The organism is Aeromonas sp. R3-1 (assembly GCF_040908345.1).
Taxonomy (GTDB): Bacteria; Pseudomonadota; Gammaproteobacteria; order Enterobacterales; family Aeromonadaceae; genus Aeromonas; species Aeromonas veronii.
This window is the reverse complement of sequence record NZ_JBFODN010000276.1, coordinates 1-18,978: the sequence shown is the minus strand read 5'-3', so window position 1 is coordinate 18,978 and position 18,978 is coordinate 1. Positions and strand designations below refer to the sequence as shown.

Here is an 18,978-nt window from a genome sequence, read left to right as displayed (position 1 = left end):
GGGTCGATTAGGCAGCCTAATCGACCACGGTAAGCGCGGCTCGGAAGAACCAAGGGCCAGACGCGAGGTTATTTCAGGCTGGCGTAGAAGGCGGCCAGATTGTCGATATCCGCATCGGTCAGCGGCGCCATGAAGGGGTCCATCAAGGGCTCTTTGCGGGTGCCATCCTTGAAGGCTTTCAACTGTTTCACCAGATAGGCGGCATTCTGACCCGCCAGATGGGGATAGTTGGGGATCATTGCCTTGCCTTCCACCCCGTGACAGGCGGCACAGACCGCCGCCTTGGCCTTGCCTGCCTCGATATCTGCAGCCTTGGCCTGATGACCCCACGCCAGTGCCAGCAAGGGCAGGGCATATACCCATTTTTGCATCTTCTTCTCCTTGAATTGAAAAATGATGGTCGCCAGTTAGCGCAAGCATGGCTGACGGCAGTATAAAGAGTGACACGAGCATACGCAGGGACGAATGGCACAACCATGAAGTTGATCAACACTTTTGCGACCGAGCTGCCCTGGGCCTGTGAACCCGTGGTCCCCCAGCCGCTGCAGCAACCCCGGTTGCTTCATCTCAACCGGGCTTTGCTGGATGAGTTGGGGTTGGGAGGCGTCAGCGAGGCTGACTGGATCGCCTGTTGTGGTGAGGGAAAAGTGCTGCCCGGCATGCAGCCGGTGGCGCAGGTCTATGCGGGCCATCAGTTCGGGGGTTATAGCCCCCGGCTTGGGGATGGTCGCGCGCTGCTGTTGGGTGAGCAGCAGGCGCCGGATAGTCAGCGCTGGGATCTGCACCTGAAGGGGGCAGGAAAGACGCCGTTTTCCCGCTTTGGTGACGGCCGCGCCGTGCTGCGCTCGAGCATTCGCGAGTATCTCGCCTCCGAAGCGCTCCATGCTCTCGGCATCCCGACCACGCGGGCGCTGGTATTGGTGGGGAGTCAGGAGCCCGTTTATCGCGAGCAGGTTGAGACCGGGGCGACCGTGCTGCGTACCGCCCCCAGTCATCTGCGCTTCGGCCATATCGAGTATTTCGCCTGGAGCGGGCAGGGAGAGAAGATCCCGCCACTCATCGACTATCTGCTGCGCCACCACTTCCCCGAGCTGGAGAGTGGCGCCGAACTGTTTGCCGAAGTGGTGCGCCGCACCGCGCGGTTGATTGCCAAATGGCAGGCTGCGGGGTTCTGTCACGGGGTGATGAACACCGACAACATGTCGCTGCTCGGCTTGACGCTGGATTATGGCCCCTACGGCTTTATCGATGCCTATGTGCCAGATTTTGTCTGCAACCACTCGGATCCGGCGGGCCGCTACGCGCTGGATCAGCAGCCCGCGGTCGGTTACTGGAATCTGCAAAAGCTTGCGCAGGCGCTGGCTGGCCATGTAGACGGTGATGCACTGACTGCGGCGTTGGCCCAGTACGAGCAGCAGCTGATGTTGCACTACTCCGAGTTGATGCGGGCCAAACTCGGGCTGGCGGTGTGGGAGGAGGATGACCCGGCTCTGTTCCGCGAGCTGTTCCGGTTGCTGGCGGCCCACAAGGTGGATTACCACCTGTTCCTTCGTCGTCTCGGTGAGGTGACGCAAGAGGGGGCGTGGCCCGCGTCTCTGCTGGTCCTGTTGCCTGAACCACTGGGTTGGCAGGCATGGCTGGAGAGCTATCGGGCGCGGCTAATGCGCGAAGGCAGCGAGGATGCCGTGCGCAAGGCGCAGATGGATGTCATCAATCCCAAGTATGTGCTGCGCAATGCGCTGGCCCAGCAGGTGATCGACGCCGCCGACACAGGGGATATGCGGCCGTTCGAGCGGCTGTTCGCCGCCTTGCACCGTCCCTTTGATGAACAACCCGAATATGAGGATCTCGCCACCCCGACTCCGGCATGGTATTGCGGTGGTGAGCTCTCCTGCAGTAGCTGAGAGACACGGAATGAGTTGGCAAATCAAACAGGTAGATAGCGAAGCTGGCGTGGTTACGCTGGATTGCCCAGCACTCGACTGGGACACGTTTCCGCTGTTGGCGCAGGCCTTGCTACGAGATTGGGAGCTGCAGCCGCTCGAGCAGGATGCGGGGGCCGACCGCCATAGCTGGTTGCTGGAGTTTGAAGGGAGCCAGTTTCGGCTGGAGTACGAACACTACAGCGGCTGCTGGCTGGAGGCGGTGCGCCCGGCGGATCGGGAGGCGCTGCTCTGGCTCGCCAGACAGCACAAGGCGTGAATATCGACCACAAGGCCAGCTCTACCACTGGCCAACCTGGATGAGCGTAATCGCATAAAGATTGAACTATCGGTTTTGGGGCGTATAATCTCGCCCCTCGATTATCGCCAATGGTGGCGATATGGGTTCCCTAACCCCATTAACCAAAAAGGTCACAAGATGAATCTGACCCCTGCGCAGTACCAAACGGCGCTCGTTCGCCTGTCGTTGTTCCACATCCTGATCATTGCCAGCAGCAACTATCTGGTGCAGCTGCCGATCACCGTGTTTGGCTTCCACACCACCTGGGGTGCGTTCAGCTTCCCGTTTATCTTCCTCGCCACTGACCTGACGGTGCGGATCTTCGGTGCCGGTCTGGCGCGCAAGATTATCCAGACCGTGATGCTGCCAGCACTGGCGGTCTCCTATGCGCTCTCCGTACTCTTCTTTGAAGGGAGTTTCCAGGGCGTTGGTCATCTGGCCGAGTTCAACCTGTTCGTGGCTCGTATCGCGCTGGCCAGCTTTATGGCCTATCTGGTAGGGCAGTTCATGGATGTGGTGGTGTTCAACCGGCTGCGTCTGCTCAAGCAGTGGTGGATTGCACCTGCGGCCTCCACCCTGTTCGGTAATCTGGTCGATACCATCGCTTTCTTCAGTGTGGCCTTCTGGCGCACGACAGATCCTTTCATGGCAGAGCACTGGGTCGAGATCGCAACCGTCGATTACGTATTCAAGTTGCTGATAAGTCTTGGTTTGTTCGTGCCGCTCTACGGTGTCTTGCTGCGCTACCTCAGCCGCAAGCTGGTGGGCGAGGCCGGATTATCCAGCCTGCAAACGGCCACCCGGCAAGCCTGACCAGATTGACCACCCTTCGCGGTGGTCAATTTTTTTGCACTTTCTGCAAATAGCGCTTGCCTAGTTAAATGAGAATGATTATTGTTAACTTGTTTTCCGGGAAAGACTTCATTCGTTCCAACGTGATGGACTTCTTGTGAAGGCACGACATTGCTCACATTGCTTCCAGTTAAGGGCCAGTTTATCTGGCCCTCTTTTTTGTCATTTTTCAGCAAGTTGCAGGCATAAAAAACGGGAGCCAAGGCTCCCGTCGTCACGCTGTTTGTGGCTTACTCGATATCGAGTGCCTCGGGGGAGAGGATTACCCCTGTGGTATCGGCGTAGAGGTGGTCGTCAGGCAGGAAGGTCACGCCACCGAAGTTGACCGGCAGATCGGTCTCCCCTACATCCTTGCTGTCGGCACCGACCGGAATGGCTGCCAGTGCCTGAATGCCGATATCCAGATCTTCCAGAATATCGACTTCGCGGACGCAGCCGTAGCAGACAATCCCTTCCCAATCATTCTCGGCCGCCGTGGTGGCGATGTCGCTGTCGATCAGGGCACGGCGCATGGAGCCACCGCCATCGATCAGTAAGACGCGTCCCAGTCCGTTCTCTTTGACGAGTTCACGGATAAGACCATTCGATTCGAAGCATTTGACGGTGGTGATGACGCCGCCGAAAGAGGCGCGGCCGCCGAAGGAGCAGAGCATGGGTTCAAGCACATCCACCATGTCCTGATAGATGTCGCACAGTTCAGAAGTATTGTATTCCATAGTGTCAAATCCACGGCTGGAAACAGGTGCAACCAGTATAAGGAGTGGGTGTGGCATTTCAATGAATATTCCTTGCACAGATCACCTGTCGCCGCTTTTCTGCATAAGCTCAATGCAGTTCACTGTCTGTTTGCGAGAGGTCCATCGTGCTTATCCGTCATAAGTTGATCCTGAATACCGTGCTGGTTGCCGTTGCCATGCTGGTACTGAGCGGCCTGTTTATCTACTCCAGCCAGGTGCACCGTCATCTGACCGAAGCCCAGCGCAATATCGACCAGCTGGAGATCGCCATGCTCAACCTGCGGCGGGCCGAGAAGGATTTTCTGATCCGCAAGGATATGGCCTTCGTCGAGCGCTTCAATCAGGGGCTGTCAGACTTTCACCAGCACAATCGGGAGCTGGTGACCGATGACAATCTGGCGGCCGTCGAGGGGGAGCTGACCAGACTGGATCAGCAGATCAGCGGCTATGGCAAAGCCTTCAACGATCTGGTGGCCCAGCAGCAGAAGATTGGTCTGGGGCCGGAGGAGGGGCTCTATGGCAAGCTGCGAGCGGCGGTGCATGAGGTGGAGAATGGGCTCAAGCAGCTGGATCAGCAGGGGTTGCTCATCACCATGCTGCAACTGAGGCGGGCGGAGAAAGACTTCATGCTGCGTTCCGATATCCAGTATCTGGAGCGTTTCGAGACCTTGCACAAGAGTTTTCAGGATAGCCTTGCCACTTTGCCGGAGGCGGGTCGCGGCAAGCTGGAGCAGGCCAGCAAGCAGTACCGGCAGGACTTTGTGGCGCTGGTGCAGGGGATGCAGGTACTGGGGCTGAAAGAGGATGAGGGGTTGCGCAACCAGATGCGGGATCTGGTGCATCAGACCGAACAGGGGTTTGCCGCCGTCGATCAGCACATTGTCGCTGAGCTGGAGCGGCAGAGCGCTCGCCTCAACAGCCTGATGCTGGTCTGTGGCGGGGTGATTGTGGTGCTGATCGGTATCATGAGTGTGTTGCTGGGGCGCAGCATCGACCGCCCCATTACTCAGGTGAATGATACCGTCAACCGCATTCGTCAGGATAATGACCTGCGCCTGAAGATAGAGCTGCGCGGGGCAGATGAAATGGCCCAGCTGGCAGGTAATCTCGACGTGATGCTGGGCGGGTTTCGCAACCTGATTGGCGATGTGAAGCAGAGCGTGCACACCCTGACCGAAGCGGCTGATCACCTCTCGGCCAACGTCAAACGCACTAGTGAAGGGGCGGCGCGCCAGCTGCAGGAGACCGACATGGTGGCGACCGCGTCCACCGAGATGGGCTCCACCATCGAAGAGATCGCCCGCAACACCGAGCAGGCGGCAAACAATGCGCAGGCGACCAACAACAAGGCTATGGAGGGGCGGGCTGCGGTCGAGAATACTGTCGAGCAGATCCGCTCGCTGGCGGGCAATCTGGAGAGTTCATCCCGCGAGGTGAGCCAGCTGCAAAAAGAGAGCGAGACCATCGGCTCCGTGCTCGATGTGATCCGCGGCATTGCCGAGCAGACCAACCTGCTGGCCCTCAACGCAGCCATCGAAGCAGCTCGGGCAGGAGATCAGGGGCGTGGTTTTGCGGTGGTGGCCGATGAGGTGCGCAATCTGGCCATCCGTACCCAGAAATCGACCCAGGAGATTGCCGGCATCATCAGCTCGCTGCAGAAACAGACCGGCAGCATCGTCGAGGTGATGGCGACCTGCCGCGAGCAGGGCAACCGCAGCTCGGATCAGGCCAGTACCGCAGGGGAGTTGCTGGGGCAGATCACTCAGGATGTTACCAACATCATGGACATGAGCACCCAGATTGCTGCGGCTATAGAACAGCAGAGTCTGGTGGCCAACGAGGTGAACCGCAACGTCAACAACATCCGCGACATCGCCCAGGAGTCGAGCATCATGGCAGAGGAAAATGCGAGATCCAGCGAGGGTCTCAACGAGCAGGCCCAGCTGCTCAACAAGGCGGTGGCAAAATATCGGGTTTAGTGAGCGGACTGGCATCCTTGTGAGGTTTTTGCACCAGAGTGGCAATGATTTGATCGTAGTGGCTGTTATTGGGGTAATTCGCTCATATAATCGCCGCCACTATGATGATTCGGAAGGATTCGATGGCAAAGTTGCTGGTGGCCGTATTCGGGCTGCTCTGTTCCTGTCTGGTGTTGGCAGGCTCGGCGCCTCAGGCTACCCCACTCAAGCCCGGTATGGAGCCGCTACTCAGCTGGTTCAACGGGGCCTTTACGAGCCGGGAGCAGGCCAGTTACGACAGCCGCTTTACCAGTGCCGAGCTGCGCCTGATGGAGATCTGGCCCGGCTATCAGGGCTATCGCTGGGTCTATGCCGAGCAGTACCTGAGTCTGCGCTCCGTCCGTCCTTTCCGCCAGCGCATCTATCGCTTCTCACCCGCCCCTGACGGGCGGATCCTGATGGCCGAACTGACCATGCCCCGTGCCACCGATTTTGCCGGTGCCTGGCATGATCCCGCCCTGCTCGACAGCCTGACCCCACAGCAGCTCTCCTTGCGCCACGGTTGCGAGATCTGGCTGACACGCACTCCCTCCGGCGAATATGCCGGTCACACCCGGGTGGGCCATTGCTCCACCGATTTTGGTGGTGCCACGACGCTGGTGCAGCATATCTGGATTGGCCCCGACAGCGTCAGATTGCTGGATCGCGCCTATGACAACGCAGGGAGTCCGCGCTGGGGCAGCCCGGGTGAGGGCTATGTCTATTTGCGTCGTTCCAAAGGATTTGGCCAGTAGGGGCGAGTGCGTCTGGCTGCGGGAACATGAAGGATGAAAAACAGGGATCGTAAAAAAGGCGCCCATTGGGCGCCTTTTTCAGAATTCTTCAGAAGTAAAATTACTTCTTGGTGGTCATCGCACCGAAACGCTTGTTGAACTTGTCTACGCGGCCGCCGCTAGAAACTTCTTTCTGCTTGCCGGTGTAGAACGGGTGGCACTCGGAGCACACGTCCAGGTTCAGATCTTTACCGATGGTAGAGAAAGTGTTGATGACGTTACCGCAAGAGCACTTGGCGGTGATGGCTACGTAGTCAGGATGGATACCAGCTTTCATGGACAACCTCAATTAATAGGCCGTGTCGCCATCCGATCTCTTGTCGGACACCACACGATTGTTGAACACAGTTTCAAAGGCTGCGAATAATATAGGAAATGCCTGAGATCAGGCAAGTGGCTTCGCAGAAAAAATAGGCAACCCCTGGTGAATTTTTCCCAAACGCTGGATCTGGTTCGTGTCGCTGTCCCGGTACCGTTACGCCGTCACTTCGACTATCTCTCTCCCCTGCCGTTACCTGCCCCCGGTTGCCGGGTCGAGATCCCTTTCGGTCCCCAGACCCTGGTCGGGCTGGTGGTGGATCATCCGGTTGACAGCCAGGTGCCCCGCAACAAGCTCAAGCCCATCAAACGTGTACTCGATGCGGCGCCGGTGCTGGGGCCGGATATTCTGGCGCTGATGAACTGGAGCGCCAGCTACTATCAGCATCCGCTGGGGGAAGTGCTGCCCCACGCCCTGCCGGTGTTGGTGCGCAAGGGGGAGCCTGCCGCTTATCGTGAACTGGAGTTCTGGTTTGCTACTGAGGCTGGCATGGCCATCGACCTTAACGAGCTCAAGCGGGCGGCCAAGCAGCAGCAAGCGCTCGCCTTGCTGCGCAAGGGGCCGCAGACCCCTTCCGCCCTCAAGCAGGAGGAGATCCAGAGCGCCGCTCTCACCGCGCTGGAGAAGAAGGGGCTGCTGGAGAAGCGTTCGCTGGAGCCGAGCCACGACGGCGATTGGGCCGCCCGTTTTGAACCGGGGGAGGGGCTGCGCCTCAATGGCGAGCAGGCGCTGGCTGTCTCTGCCGTTACCAGCCAGAGCGACAAGTTCGGTGCCTTCCTGCTGGATGGCATCACCGGCTCCGGCAAAACCGAGGTGTATTTAAGCATCCTTGAGCCCTTGCTCAAGGCGGGCAAGCAGGCGTTGGTGATGGTGCCGGAGATAGGTCTCACCCCGCAGACCATCAACCGCTTCCGGCGCCGCTTCAACGTGCCGGTGGTAGCGATGAACTCCGCCATGAACGATCGGGAACGGCTCGACGCCTGGCTCGCCTGCCGCGACGGCGGCGCCGCCATCCTGATCGGCACCCGCTCGGCGGTGTTCACCCCGTTTCACAACCTCGGCATCATCATCATCGACGAAGAGCACGACGGCTCTTTCAAGCAGCAGGACGGTTTTCGCTACCACGCGCGAGATCTGGCGGTGATGCGGGCTCATCGTGCCGGTATCCCCATCCTGCTTGGCTCGGCTACCCCGTCGCTGGAGACATTGCACAACGCCCGCACCGGCAAGTATCACCACCTCACCCTGACTCGCCGCGCCGGCAATGCCCAGACCGCCCGTCAGGTGATCCTCGATATCAAAAACGTGCGGTTGCAGGCCGGGCTTTCCCCCCAGCTGGAGCAGCTGATGGCAGAGCATCTGGCGGCGGGCAATCAGGTGATGCTGTTTCTCAACCGCCGTGGCTATGCCCCGGCTCTGATTTGCCACCAGTGCGGCTGGAGCGCCGCCTGCGAGCGCTGCGACGCCTGGTACACCTGGCATCAGGCCGGACGACGGCTGCACTGCCACCACTGTGACAGCGTGCGCCCCTTGCCCCACCACTGCCCCGAGTGTGGCAGCAACGAACTGATCGGATCGGGAGTGGGCACCGAGCAGCTGGAACAGCTGCTTACCACGGTTTTCCCGCAATATCCGGTGGTGCGCATCGATCGGGACAACACCCGTCGCAAGGGGGAGCTGGAGACCCATCTCGGCGACATCAAGGCGGGCAAGTACAAGATCCTGATCGGCACCCAGATGCTGGCCAAGGGCCACCACTTCCCGGATGTGACGCTAGTGGGTCTGCTGGATGTGGATGGTGCCCTGTTCAGCGCCGATTTTCGCGCCGCCGAGAAACTGGCCCAGCTCTACACCCAGGTGGCGGGCCGCGCCGGTCGCGCCAGCAAACCCGGGTTGGTAGTGCTGCAGAGCCACCATCCGGAGCACGCCCTGCTGCAGGATCTGACCCAGAATGGCTACGGCCACTTCGCCGATACGGCGTTGAAAGAGCGCCGCCTGCTGGGGCTGCCACCCTTCAGCTATCAGGGGCTGTTCCGCGCCGAGGCCAATGGCCGTGACGAGGTGCAGCTGTTCCTCGCCCGCCTCGCCGATACCCTGCGCAGCGCCCGCTATCCCCACGTTCAGGTGCTGGGGCCCATCAGCGGCTTTATGGAGCGCAAGGCTGGCAAGTTCCGCATGCAGTTGCTGGTGCAGGGGCCGAACCGGGCACCGCTGGCCCAACTGCTGGATTGGGCGGTTAAGGAGCTGGAAGGCTGGCCTGAGACCAAGAGGGTGCGCTGGAGTCTGGATATCGACCCCACCGAGCTGAGTTGATGGTGGCACCGGCGCCGGTCGCTGGCAGTTATCGTCAGCGACCGATGGGTGATTTTATTTCAAGGCTCAGACCCGCAGATCGATCTGCTGCACCCAACCTCCTTTACCCTGTTCGGTGAGATAGAGGCCGGATTGGCGCAGCACCCCCTGATTGCCGCTCTCCCCCAGATGGTTGAAGGGGGTGTCGAGGGGGCGCAGCAGGATGGCGCCGATCCCCAGTTCGACCAGTGCGATAGGTGCGTGCTCCGGATGCCAGAACTGCAGGGCTGAAAACTGGCTATCCCCCTCATCCAGCACCCCGTTGCCATCCTCATCCAGGGTGGCCAACTCGCCGAAGCCATTGCCGGAGCGAGCACCAAACAGCTCGCCCCCATCGTCTATGGTGCCGTTGCCATTGCGATCCAGCGCCACAAAGCCGCTCCCTTCCCGCAGCCTCGGCAGGCTATCCTCCTTACCATCCTGATCGATATCGAAATTGACCCGTGCCTCGGTCAGATCGGCAATCTTGCCATCCAGACTGAGCACCAGCGGATCCTTGAGGGCATTGAGGGAGGTGCGCCGCTGGCTCACCTCCAGCTGGCGCCAGTCGAGCACAAAGCCGAGATCGAGCTGAATAGTCTGACCATCCCGAGTCGCTACGCTGGCTGACGCCACCACCTTGAGCTGCTCCTGTTGCAGCAGGGTGTCTGTCACCTCCATCAGTTGATCCGGCTCGGCGGCCTGAGCTGTGGCTTCTCCTTGGGTCACCCCTTCGCCCCCCTCTTCGGTGGGCTTGATCGGCTTGGGCAGCTCGATTTCGTGGCCCAGCATCGCTTCAATCATCAGCTTGATCAGCCGCTGGCGGTTATCCAGTCCATCGTCGGGAATGCCATTCTGCTCTTTGCCGACGTCCGCTGCGGGCGGGGCGGGAGTTGTTGCCGCTTGCTGGTTGGCGGCGGATTGCCTCGCGGTTTGCAGCGTCAGGGCGCTGGTGAGGGTCAGGGTGCTGCTGCGTTCGCCGGCCACTGCCGTGTTGTTGCCTTCCGGTGGATTGACGGCGGGTGGCACTGGCCCAAGATTGCGCACCTTGCGGCTCTGGACCTGCTGTTGCCGGTATTGCACCTCCCCCTGGAGGTCGTAGTGATCGATGCGCATACGTTCGCCCTCGGTGCTATACATCTGGTCAGTTATCGACCAGAGAATGAGCAGGGCTTAACACCAAATCGGACTAATCAGGGAGGTGGTTAGTACTAGGTTGCAAGGTGGTGGCGTGGCAGGATGGCAAGAGACTGGATGGTGGCGCTGTAGCTGAACATTTTCAGGTAGCGCGGCGCACTCTGGCTGACAAGCGGCATCGGTGAGGATAGGGAGAATTGCATGAGAAATTGTCTGGTGATGGACGTGGCGGGCTATGGTGGATTTCTGTCTGGCGCCCCTTGCATCAATGATGCTGAGGGCTGCACTCATGCGTAACTGTCTGGTGATGGGAGCGGCAGGCTATATCGGTTCCTATCTGGTGCCCCACCTGCAAACCTTGGGCTACAGGGTGATTGCCGGGGCGCGCCGTCCCTGCCGCTTGCCTGAGGGGGTCGAGTTTCGCCTCGCCGACAGCCTCAAACCCATCACCCTGCTGCCTGCGCTGGCGGGCATAGATACCGTCTTCTATCTGGTGCATGCCATGGGGGCGGGGGCCGATTTTCACCGGCTGGAGCAGCAGGGGGTAAAGAACTTCGCTGCCGCCGCCCGTGCTGCCGGGGTGCGCCGCATCATCTATCTCGGGGCAATCCAGCCCGAGCAATGCAACAGCCGCCATCTCAACTCCCGCCGCCACTGTGGCGAGCTGTTTCGCGAATCTGGCGTGCCGACGGTTGAGCTACGCGCCGGCATCATCATCGGGCCCGGTTCGGCGGCGTTCGAGGTGATGCGGGATCTGGTGTTCAACCTGCCGATGATGGTGACGCCCAAATGGGTGCGCTCGCGCACGCCGCCGATTGCGCTGTCCAACCTGCTTCACTATCTGGGCGGGCTGGTGGAAGCCGACGAGGTGGATGGCCGCATCTTCAATGCGGTCGGCCCCGAGCTGCTCAGCTATCAACAGCAGTTGCAGAAGTTCGCCGCCCATATCGGCAAGCGCTGTCCCATCATTCCCATTCCGTTTCTGAGTCCGCGCCTCTCCGCCTGGTGGCTGCAGTTTGTCACCTCTGTGCCGCAGCCGGTGGCCAAGGCGCTGGTGGGCGGTCTCAAGCACGATATTCCAGCCGATGACGGCCCGCTGCGCGCCTTGCTGCCGCAGACCCTGCTCAGCTTCGACGAGGCGCTGGCGGAGAGTCTGGCGCTGGAGCAGAAGCTGGGTGCCGAACAGCAGGGGCAGGAGACGCCGCTCGGCCTGCGCTGGCGCCATCCCGAATATGGTTTCTACGATCGCACCGCCAGCGGCGAGGCCATCTGCCTAGCCTCTCCCGAGGTGGTGTGGCAGGTGTTGCAGCAGCTGGGGGGTGAGCAGCGCTACTTCTACATGAACGAGCTGTGGGTGGTGCGCGAATGGATGGATCATCTGATCGGCGGCCCGGCCCGCACCCGTGGCCGCACCAATCCCGATCGCTTCGTGAAGGGTGATATGCTCGACTCCTGGCAGATCCTCGGGGTGGATGAGGGGCGCAGGCTCGATCTCTTGTTCAACATGAAGGCCCCGGGCGTCGGGCGGTTGGAGTTCAACATCCTGCCGGAGGAGTCCGGGTTGACCCGCATCCGGGTCACCGCTCACTGGCACCCGCAGGGCGCCTGGGGGCTGGCCTACTGGCTCGCCATGCTGCCGTTCCACCTCTTTATCTTTCAGGGGATGACCGAAGCCATCGCCCGTCAGGCCGAAGCGAGGGCAGGTATCCCGGTGATGGATTAACCCCTCTTCACATCATTCCCGCTGATAGAGTGCCCCGTTCGGGGCATTTTTTATGCGGCGGCCATACCCTGTTATGGCAGATAGTGGTAGGCGTCTCATGGCAAAGGCTGGCATCATGCCGCGGTCTTGTTTACCGCGGATAGATAATCAGTCAGAAAAAGAAGGGATTATGAAGAAAAAACCGTCAATTTTGGGGGGCGCCTGCATCATTGCCAGCGTCTGCGTGGGGGCCGGCATGCTCGGTCTGCCGAGTTCGGGGGCGGGGGCCTGGACCCTCTGGTCGGTGCTGGCGCTGACCGTCACCATGGTGATGATGACCCTCTCCGGCTGGATGCTGCTGGAATCCTTCCAGCACCACGATATGCGGGTCTCCTTCAATACCGTGACTCGCGAGCTGCTGGGGGAGAAGCTCAATCTCCTCAACAACCTCTCGGTCTACTTTGTTGGCGGCATTCTGCTCTACGCCTATATCACCTCCTCCGGTGCCATCCTGCAGGGGATTCTGGGGATCGACAGCAAGCTTGCATCCGTGCTGTTTGTGGCGCTCTTTTCTGCGGTGGTGTGGCACTCGACCCGCGCCGTTGACCGTATTTCGGTGGTGCTGATCGCCTTCATGATCCTCAGCTTCGCCCTCGGTGTGGCCGGTCTGCTCGGCAGTATCAAGCTGCCGACCCTGCTCGATCTGGCTGGCAGCGAGAGCCGCTACGCTCCCTATGCCATGGCGATGCTGCCGGTAGCGCTCACCTCGTTCGGCTATCACCACTCGGTGGCCTCCCTGCGTGCCTACTACCAGAACGAGCAGCAGGCCAGATGGGCCATTCTGGGGGGAACCCTGATCGCGCTGGCGCTCTACGTGCTCTGGCTGTTGGGGATCTTCGGCAACCTGCCCCGTCAGGATTTTGCTCCCGTGATTGCCAAGGGAGGTGACGTGAGTGTGCTGCTCTCCGCCCTCTCCGGGGTCATTGAATCGGAGAAGGTGGCCAGCGCAATCAACGGCTTCTCCATGGCGGCCATTCTCTCCTCCTTTATCGGGGTGGGGCTCGGTGTGTTCGACTATCTGGCTGATCTGTTCAAGTTCGATAACAGCTGCGCCGGTCGCTGCAAGACCTGGGCAGTCACCTTCCTGCCGCCGCTGGTGCTCTCCCTGCTCTTCCCGTTCGGTTTCCTGCTAGCCATCGGTTATGCCGGTGCCGCCGCCACCATCTGGACCTGCATCATCCCGGCACTGCTGGTGCTGCGCACCCGGGCGCGGGCCGAGCGGGGCGAAGTGACACCCCACTTCGTTACCCCAGGCGGCAAGCTGATGGCCTGGCTGCTGATCCTGTTCGGATTGGCGACCGCGCTGTTCCACTTCCTGTCGATGGCAAATCTGTTGCCGGTCTATCTGGGCAACTGAGTCAGGTCTACAGCTCTGACAGAAAGGGCGGCAAGGCCAACTTGCCGCCCTTTTTGCGCCATTTTTACCCCACGCAGCAGGATCTATAACTAAAGTGGTAGGTGTGAGTGGGGTAAGGTGCTGAAATAACTGGTCTGATCTGGCTGGCAGTAGCATGATCTGCTGGGAATGACCCCTGCTTTCTTTTATGATCCCCGCCCTTCTGCGTGCCCCCTGTCGGCACCTCATTTGCACCAACCACATCGGGGTCCCCCATGTCCGATCTGCGTCAAGAAGCACTCGATTACCACGCCCAGCCCGTACCGGGCAAAATTGCCATCGCCCTGACCAAGCCTGCCGAAACCGCCCGCGATCTGGCGCTGGCCTACAGCCCGGGTGTTGCCGAGCCGGTGCGCGAGATCGCCGCCAACCCGGCCGATGCCTACCGCTATACCGGCAAGGGCAATCTGGTGGCCGTCATCTCCAACGGTACAGCCATTCTGGGTCTGGGCAATCTGGGGCCGCTGGCCTCCAAGCCGGTGATGGAGGGCAAGGCCCTGCTGTTCAAGCGCTTCGCCGGCATCGACGCCATCGACATCGAGGTGAAGCACGAGACCAGCCAGCAGTTTATCGACACGGTGGCGGCTATCGCCGATACCTTCGGTGGCATCAATCTGGAAGATATCAAGGCGCCGGAGTGTTTCGAGATTGAAGAGGCGCTGATCGCGCGCTGCGACATTCCGGTGTTCCACGATGACCAGCACGGCACCGCCATCGTCACCGCCGCCGGCCTGCTCAACGCGCTGGAGATCCAGGGCAAGCTCATCAGTGACAGCCGCATCGTCTGCATGGGGGCGGGGGCTGCCGCTACCGCCTGTATGGATCTGCTGATCAAGTGCGGCGCCAGAGCGCACAACATCTTCATGCTGGATCGTCAGGGGGTGATTCACACCGGCCGCAGCGATCTCAACAAGTACAAGCAGCGTTTCGCCAACGAGACCCCGCTACGCACCCTGATGGATGTCATCGAAGGGGCTGATGTGTTTGTCGGTGTCTCCGGCCCCGATGTGTTGCCCGCCGAAGCGGTCGCATTGATGGCACCCAATCCGGTGATCTTCGCCTGCTCCAACCCGGATCCGGAGATCAAACCGGCACTGGCCCACGGGGTGCGCAGTGACCTTATCATGGGTACCGGCCGCTCCGACTACCCGAACCAGATCAACAACGTGCTCTGCTTCCCCTTCATCTTCCGCGGTGCCCTCGACGCCCGCGCCAGCCGCATCAACGATGCCATGAAGATTGCCGCGGTCGAGGCGATCCGCGCGCTGGCCAAGGAGCCGGTGCCAGCCGAGGTGCTGACCGCCGCCGGGGTCAGCGAGCTCGCCTTCGGCAAGGATTACGTCATTCCCAAGCCGATGGATGCCCGTCTGCTGCCACGGGTTGCCCGCGCCGTGGCGCTGGCAGCGGTGGCCTCCGGCGTCGCCCGCATCGAGCTGCCCGCGGACTACATGCTGTAATCCGGCGTTGCAAACGGCCCCATAGCGGGGCCGTTTTTATTTCTGTTTCTGACGACAGCCAGAGACGCCAGCCGGGTGACAGGTTGGGGCAGATGGAGGCAAATCGGGTTCAAAGGTGGTCAAACAGCGCTCTCCTCTGACACAATATTGCCACTATGACGCTAACGAGAATCAAGATGCAGCAGCCTGTCAGCGGCCGTTTGGCCCACGCCCTCTCCTTCTTGCGCCATGATGGTCGCCACTTTGCCCAGTTTGTCTGGGGCCGTTTCCAGCAGGACAGATTGACGGTTACCGCCGGTTATCTGGCCTATGTCACCCTGCTTTCGCTGGTGCCGATGATCGCCGTGGTCTTTGGCATGATGTCCGCCTTCCCGGTGTTCCAGAGCCTCAAGCAGGCGATGGAGCAGTTCGTCTACCACAACTTTGTGCCGACTGCGGGAGACATGCTCAAGGAGTACATCGACGGCTTCGTCGCCAATGCCACCAACACCACGGCAGTGGGGATCGGGGCGCTGGTGGTGGTGGCGTTGATGCTGATCTCCGCCATCGACAAGAACCTCAACTACATCTGGCGTTCGACCCAGGGCCGCCCGCTGGCGCAGGCGTTTGCCATGTACTGGATGATCCTGACCCTGGGGCCCGTGCTTATCGGGGCCAGTATCGCCATCTCCTCCTACATCTTCTCGTTGCGGCTGTTTGGCGCCGAGAGCCTGTTCGGCATCGGTTATCTGCTGTTGCGCGGCTTGCCGTTCCTCTTCTCGGTGCTCACCTTCCTGCTGGTCTATACCGTGGTGCCTAACTGCAAGGTGCGGCTGATCCACGCCTTTATCGGCGCACTGGTAGCGGCGACCCTGTTCGAGCTGGCCAAGCGCGGCTTTGCCATCTACATCACCAACTTCCCCTCCTATCAGGCCATCTACGGCGCGCTGGCCACCATCCCGATCCTGTTTGTCTGGGTCTATCTGAGTTGGCTGGTGGTATTGCTTGGTGCTGAAACCACGGCCTGCCTCGGTGAATACGAGAAGCCAGCCAGTGAAGAGCTGGGCTAAGCCATCGCCTTGCCCACTGGTTTATTGGTAGCATCGACGACCGCCCCTGCGAGGGGGCGGTCGTTCTGTTTTCAAAGGAGAGGGATGTGATTGCATTGATTCAGCGGGTCAGCGAGGCCAGCGTGACTGTCGAGGGGGAGGTGACCGGCGCCATCGGTCAGGGATTGCTGGTACTGCTCGGGGTAGAGCAGGGGGATGACGAGGCCAAGTCCGACAAGTTGCTGCATCGGGTCAGTGGTTATCGCATCTTTCCGGATCAGGAGGGCAAGATGAACCTGAATGTCAGCCAGATCGGCGGCAGTCTGCTGGTTGTCTCCCAATTCACGCTGGCGGCGGATACCAAGCGAGGGATGCGTCCCAGCTTCTCCTGCGGTGCTCACCCGAGCGAGGCTGAGCGGCTCTATGACTACTTCGTGGCCAAGGCTTCAGCCAGCGGCATCCCGACCGAAACCGGCCGTTTTGCCGCCGACATGAAGGTGGCGCTGGTCAACGAGGGGCCAACGACCTTCTGGCTACAGGTCTGAGGATGTTTCGTCCCGCGGTGTGACGTGGACGATCACGTTGATAAGCCCCGCTACCGGATAGGGGGTTGCCGGGCCAATCCACTGTTCGATCAGCGTCAGGGCGTGGGTTAGCTCAAGCGCGGTGCGTGGCAGCAGGTTGATCACCAGCGTGCCGCAGAGGCGGGGAGCCAGCGCCCGGTAGAGTCGCTCCTGAAACAGCAGCAGCGGGTTGCCATCCTGACTGAAGAGATCGAGCAGGATGAGATCGTACTGCTGTTCGCTCTGCTCCAAAAAGGCGAGGGCATCGACCTGATGGAGTGCCGGAGCGGCGTGTTCATCGCTCTCCTGATACTGGAAAAACTGCTGATAAACGGTCAGTACCTCTTCGTCGAGGTCAACGCACTCGTGGCGTGCATCGGGCCAGCGCTGACTCAGATGGCGGGTGAGATCGCCGCCACCCAGACCCAGTTCTAGGATCCGGGTGGCCTGCTCCGGCAGCAGGCATGCGATGACCCGTTGATGGGGCAGACAGAGGGTCGCGGGGTCGGCGAGCGACATGGCGGATTGCACCACGCCGTCTATCTCCAGCCAGCGGTGCTGGTCATTTTCCTGTACCGTGAGGCGGCGCTGGGGTTTGACGCTGAGGTGCAACAAGTGATCGGCTTGGTACGCTTGCAGATTGAAGTCCATGAATTTGCACGGCAAGATGGTTTCCGACCAGTGTAACTCAAGGATGAAACTATGTACCGGGTAGTCACCCCTCAGACAGTCGCCGAGCTGGATGCCTACTACCAGTTGCGCTGGGAACTTCTGCGTAAGCCCTTCAATCTGCCCGTCGGTTCCGAGCGGGACGAATACGACACGGTCGCCATTCACCGGCTGATGCTGGCACCCGATGGTACCCCCATCGCGGTGGGCCGCCTCTTTATCGGCGGCGACGAGGCGCAGATCCGCTTTATGGCGCTGCGTCCCGAATACCGCGGCCAGGGGCTGGGCGCCCGAATGGTGGAGGATCTCGAGCAGCTGGCCCGCAGCGAGAAGGTGAAACGGCTGGTGATGAACGCCCGTCAGGAAGCGGTGGAGTTCTATCGCAAGTGCGGTTTTCTCGAAGTGGGGGGCGGCCCCGTCTCCTTTGGTCGGATTCCCCATCGCCAGATGATCAAATCCCTGAGCCCGTTGCAGACTATCCAGTACCGGCCGGAGTGGTGTCAGGATCTCACCACCCGCTGGTCGCGCGGGGTGCCCATCAGCGAGAAGATGGGGATGCACATCAGCCACTACGATGGCCAGACCTTCCATCTCAAGGCCAATCTGGCGGCCAACTTCAACGTGCATGGCAGCATGTTCGCCGGCAGTGTCTACAGCCAGTGCGTGCTGGCGGGCTGGGGGCTGATCTGGCTGCAGCTTAAAGAGGAGGGGCTGGTGGGCGAGCCGGTGCTGGCCGAGAGCACCATCAAATATCATGGCCCTGTTGATGAGGAGCCGGAGGCGCGAGTGGCCCGCGAGGGTATGCCCGCCGTGCTGAAGCCGCTCAAACGGGGTGAGCCTGCCACCTTCAGCCTCAAGATCCAGCTGTTCAGCGGCAGCAAACTGGCGGCGGAGTTCTGCGGTCACTACGTGGTGCAGCCGCCCCGCCGTCCGGGCCAGTAACCGCGCCATTTCCCCATCAAACAACAAGGCCTCATCATGAGGCCTTGTCTGTTTTTACCCCTGCTGGCTGTTGCTTGTCGGCCCGGCTTGGGTCTGCACTTGGGCTTGGGCTTGGGCTTGGGCTTTCGGCGCGGGAGCCGGTCGCCAGAGCGGGGCGCTGTTGCCTTGCGGCGGATAGCGTACTCCCACTTCCCAGCCGCAGGCGTCCTGCTTCTGCGGGAAGCTCCAGGCCAGTGTGGGTTCCGTCAGCGGCCCGCGCCACTGGCCGAGCAGCTCGGCGCAGCGGTTGCCGTTGAGGATCCCCAGATCGAGCTGCCACTGTTCGTTGACCAGATCGATCCCCCCTTGCAGCGCCAGCAGATGAGTGATGGTGGAGGCGCCAGCCTGCTCGACTTGTAGTTGCCCCTTGTCGATCTTGCCCTGCAGCTTGATACGGTAGAAGGGGGTGTCACCCTCCTGCATCGCCTGCCACAGCTGATCCGGCGTCAGGGTGGGCGGGGTCGCGCCCTTGAACCACTCATCCAGCAGCGGATCTATCTTCACCTTGTCCCAGAAAGGCTCGTCGGCATCGAGGGCAAAGCTCCCCTGCAGGGTCTGGCGCCACTCGCCCGCCGTTTTGCCATGTTCGGCTTGCAGATCGGCGCTCACGTCCGCTTTGCCGGCAAAGGAGACCGGGGAGTGGAGTATCTTGCCCCACTGCTGCAGATCCAGCTTGGTCGCCTGCAGTTGCAGGCGGCTGCTCTGGCCCGGTTCGCGGCCCCACTGGCCACT

At 60.9% G+C, this 18,978-nt stretch carries 19 protein-coding genes; 12 read left to right on the top strand and 7 right to left on the bottom strand.

Annotation, left to right across the window (positions count from 1 at the left end):
* Window positions 1-68 precede the first annotated feature (68 nt).
* Window positions 69-371, bottom strand: a complete 303-nt coding sequence (locus AB5Y85_RS19955; RefSeq protein WP_005340687.1) for a cytochrome c — start codon at window positions 369-371, stop codon at window positions 69-71.
* A gap of 105 nt (window positions 372-476) precedes the next feature.
* Between AB5Y85_RS19955 and AB5Y85_RS19950 the strand changes: the two genes are divergently transcribed.
* The 3 genes from AB5Y85_RS19950 (at window position 477) to AB5Y85_RS19940 (ending at window position 3,036) form a co-directional block, all read left to right on the top strand.
* A complete protein-coding gene (locus tag AB5Y85_RS19950; protein WP_368222028.1) occupies window positions 477-1,904 on the top strand; it encodes a YdiU family protein in 1,428 nt (475 codons plus the stop codon).
* A 10-nt stretch (window positions 1,905-1,914) separates the two neighbouring features.
* The gene (locus AB5Y85_RS19945; protein ID WP_368222027.1) at window positions 1,915-2,202 is read left to right on the top strand and encodes a DUF3630 family protein; all 288 of its coding nucleotides are present in this window, start codon (window positions 1,915-1,917) and stop codon (window positions 2,200-2,202) included.
* Between the two features lie 159 nt (window positions 2,203-2,361).
* Entirely contained in the window at window positions 2,362-3,036 is a 675-nt protein-coding gene (locus AB5Y85_RS19940) for a 7-cyano-7-deazaguanine/7-aminomethyl-7-deazaguanine transporter (protein ID WP_005340680.1), read from the top strand.
* Window positions 3,037-3,305: 269 nt separating this feature from the next.
* Here the strand turns inward: AB5Y85_RS19940 and rraA are convergent, their stop codons facing one another.
* Window positions 3,306-3,791: a ribonuclease E activity regulator RraA gene (gene rraA, locus AB5Y85_RS19935; RefSeq protein ID WP_005340678.1), complete on the bottom strand. Its 486-nt coding sequence runs from the start codon at window positions 3,789-3,791 to the stop codon at window positions 3,306-3,308.
* A 146-nt stretch (window positions 3,792-3,937) separates the two neighbouring features.
* Here rraA and AB5Y85_RS19930 point away from each other — a divergent pair, with 146 nt between their 5' ends.
* Window positions 3,938-5,791, top strand: a complete 1,854-nt coding sequence (locus AB5Y85_RS19930) for a methyl-accepting chemotaxis protein (protein WP_368222026.1) — start codon at window positions 3,938-3,940, stop codon at window positions 5,789-5,791.
* 122 nt (window positions 5,792-5,913) lie between these two features.
* Complete coding sequence (locus AB5Y85_RS19925; RefSeq protein ID WP_005340675.1) at window positions 5,914-6,564, top strand: chromophore lyase CpcT/CpeT; 651 nt, start codon at window positions 5,914-5,916, stop codon at window positions 6,562-6,564.
* A gap of 100 nt (window positions 6,565-6,664) precedes the next feature.
* On the opposite strand, the gene rpmE is transcribed toward AB5Y85_RS19925, so the two are convergent.
* A complete protein-coding gene (gene rpmE, locus AB5Y85_RS19920) occupies window positions 6,665-6,880 on the bottom strand; it encodes a 50S ribosomal protein L31 (protein WP_005340673.1) in 216 nt (71 codons plus the stop codon).
* A 147-nt stretch (window positions 6,881-7,027) separates the two neighbouring features.
* Between rpmE and priA the strand changes: the two genes are divergently transcribed.
* Complete coding sequence (gene priA / locus AB5Y85_RS19915; RefSeq protein ID WP_368222024.1) at window positions 7,028-9,235, top strand: primosomal protein N'; 2,208 nt, start codon at window positions 7,028-7,030, stop codon at window positions 9,233-9,235.
* Window positions 9,236-9,301: 66 nt separating this feature from the next.
* Here priA and AB5Y85_RS19910 read toward each other — a convergent pair whose 3' ends face one another.
* Together AB5Y85_RS19910 and AB5Y85_RS19905 are read right to left on the bottom strand one after the other, a co-directional pair.
* Window positions 9,302-10,393 (bottom strand): hypothetical protein, encoded by a 1,092-nt coding sequence (locus AB5Y85_RS19910; protein WP_368222022.1) that lies wholly within the window; start codon window positions 10,391-10,393, stop codon window positions 9,302-9,304.
* Between the two features lie 71 nt (window positions 10,394-10,464).
* A complete protein-coding gene (locus tag AB5Y85_RS19905) occupies window positions 10,465-10,593 on the bottom strand; it encodes a hypothetical protein (RefSeq protein ID WP_368222020.1) in 129 nt (42 codons plus the stop codon).
* Window positions 10,594-10,679: 86 nt separating this feature from the next.
* On the opposite strand from AB5Y85_RS19905, the gene AB5Y85_RS19900 reads away from it, so the two are divergent.
* The 5 genes from AB5Y85_RS19900 to dtd all read left to right on the top strand — a co-directional run bounded on the left by AB5Y85_RS19900 (window position 10,680) and on the right by dtd (window position 16,578).
* Window positions 10,680-12,113 (top strand): DUF2867 domain-containing protein, encoded by a 1,434-nt coding sequence (locus AB5Y85_RS19900; protein WP_110304285.1) that lies wholly within the window; start codon window positions 10,680-10,682, stop codon window positions 12,111-12,113.
* 169 nt (window positions 12,114-12,282) lie between these two features.
* Window positions 12,283-13,509: an aromatic amino acid transporter gene (locus tag AB5Y85_RS19895; RefSeq protein ID WP_368222018.1), complete on the top strand. Its 1,227-nt coding sequence runs from the start codon at window positions 12,283-12,285 to the stop codon at window positions 13,507-13,509.
* A gap of 254 nt (window positions 13,510-13,763) precedes the next feature.
* Window positions 13,764-15,005, top strand: a complete 1,242-nt coding sequence (locus tag AB5Y85_RS19890) for a malic enzyme-like NAD(P)-binding protein (RefSeq protein WP_139739763.1) — start codon at window positions 13,764-13,766, stop codon at window positions 15,003-15,005.
* Window positions 15,006-15,181: 176 nt separating this feature from the next.
* Window positions 15,182-16,054, top strand: coding sequence for a virulence factor BrkB family protein (locus AB5Y85_RS19885; RefSeq protein WP_005340664.1), 873 nt, complete (start codon window positions 15,182-15,184; stop codon window positions 16,052-16,054).
* 86 nt (window positions 16,055-16,140) lie between these two features.
* Window positions 16,141-16,578, top strand: coding sequence for a D-aminoacyl-tRNA deacylase (gene dtd / locus AB5Y85_RS19880; protein WP_368222016.1), 438 nt, complete (start codon window positions 16,141-16,143; stop codon window positions 16,576-16,578).
* Here dtd and AB5Y85_RS19875 read toward each other — a convergent pair.
* On the bottom strand, window positions 16,567-17,247 hold the full coding sequence (locus AB5Y85_RS19875; RefSeq protein ID WP_240533787.1) for a spermidine synthase: 681 nt from the start codon (window positions 17,245-17,247) through the stop codon (window positions 16,567-16,569). The two genes, dtd and AB5Y85_RS19875, sit on opposite strands and share 12 nt — an antisense overlap.
* 51 nt (window positions 17,248-17,298) lie before the next feature.
* Here AB5Y85_RS19875 and AB5Y85_RS19870 point away from each other — a divergent pair, with 51 nt between their 5' ends.
* Window positions 17,299-18,207, top strand: coding sequence for a bifunctional GNAT family N-acetyltransferase/hotdog fold thioesterase (locus AB5Y85_RS19870; protein ID WP_101530375.1), 909 nt, complete (start codon window positions 17,299-17,301; stop codon window positions 18,205-18,207).
* Between the two features lie 54 nt (window positions 18,208-18,261).
* Here the strand turns inward: AB5Y85_RS19870 and AB5Y85_RS19865 are convergent.
* A partial coding sequence (locus AB5Y85_RS19865) for an AsmA-like C-terminal region-containing protein (protein ID WP_368222014.1) occupies window positions 18,262-18,978 on the bottom strand: 717 nt, incomplete at its 5' end.

Coding starts and splice junctions, on each gene's coding strand:
- AB5Y85_RS19955 (WP_005340687.1), bottom strand. CDS start 371: ATGCAAAAATGGGTATATGCCCTGCCCTTGCTGGCACTGGCGTGGGGT.
- AB5Y85_RS19950 (WP_368222028.1), top strand. CDS start 477: ATGAAGTTGATCAACACTTTTGCGACCGAGCTGCCCTGGGCCTGTGAA.
- AB5Y85_RS19945 (WP_368222027.1), top strand. CDS start 1,915: ATGAGTTGGCAAATCAAACAGGTAGATAGCGAAGCTGGCGTGGTTACG.
- AB5Y85_RS19940 (WP_005340680.1), top strand. CDS start 2,362: ATGAATCTGACCCCTGCGCAGTACCAAACGGCGCTCGTTCGCCTGTCG.
- rraA (WP_005340678.1), bottom strand. CDS start 3,791: ATGGAATACAATACTTCTGAACTGTGCGACATCTATCAGGACATGGTG.
- AB5Y85_RS19925 (WP_005340675.1), top strand. CDS start 5,914: ATGGCAAAGTTGCTGGTGGCCGTATTCGGGCTGCTCTGTTCCTGTCTG.
- rpmE (WP_005340673.1), bottom strand. CDS start 6,880: ATGAAAGCTGGTATCCATCCTGACTACGTAGCCATCACCGCCAAGTGC.
- AB5Y85_RS19910 (WP_368222022.1), bottom strand. CDS start 10,393: ATGTATAGCACCGAGGGCGAACGTATGCGCATCGATCACTACGACCTC.
- AB5Y85_RS19905 (WP_368222020.1), bottom strand. CDS start 10,593: ATGCAATTCTCCCTATCCTCACCGATGCCGCTTGTCAGCCAGAGTGCG.
- AB5Y85_RS19900 (WP_110304285.1), top strand. CDS start 10,680: ATGCGTAACTGTCTGGTGATGGGAGCGGCAGGCTATATCGGTTCCTAT.
- AB5Y85_RS19895 (WP_368222018.1), top strand. CDS start 12,283: ATGAAGAAAAAACCGTCAATTTTGGGGGGCGCCTGCATCATTGCCAGC.
- AB5Y85_RS19890 (WP_139739763.1), top strand. CDS start 13,764: ATGTCCGATCTGCGTCAAGAAGCACTCGATTACCACGCCCAGCCCGTA.
- AB5Y85_RS19885 (WP_005340664.1), top strand. CDS start 15,182: ATGCAGCAGCCTGTCAGCGGCCGTTTGGCCCACGCCCTCTCCTTCTTG.
- AB5Y85_RS19875 (WP_240533787.1), bottom strand. CDS start 17,247: ATGGACTTCAATCTGCAAGCGTACCAAGCCGATCACTTGTTGCACCTC.
- AB5Y85_RS19870 (WP_101530375.1), top strand. CDS start 17,299: ATGTACCGGGTAGTCACCCCTCAGACAGTCGCCGAGCTGGATGCCTAC.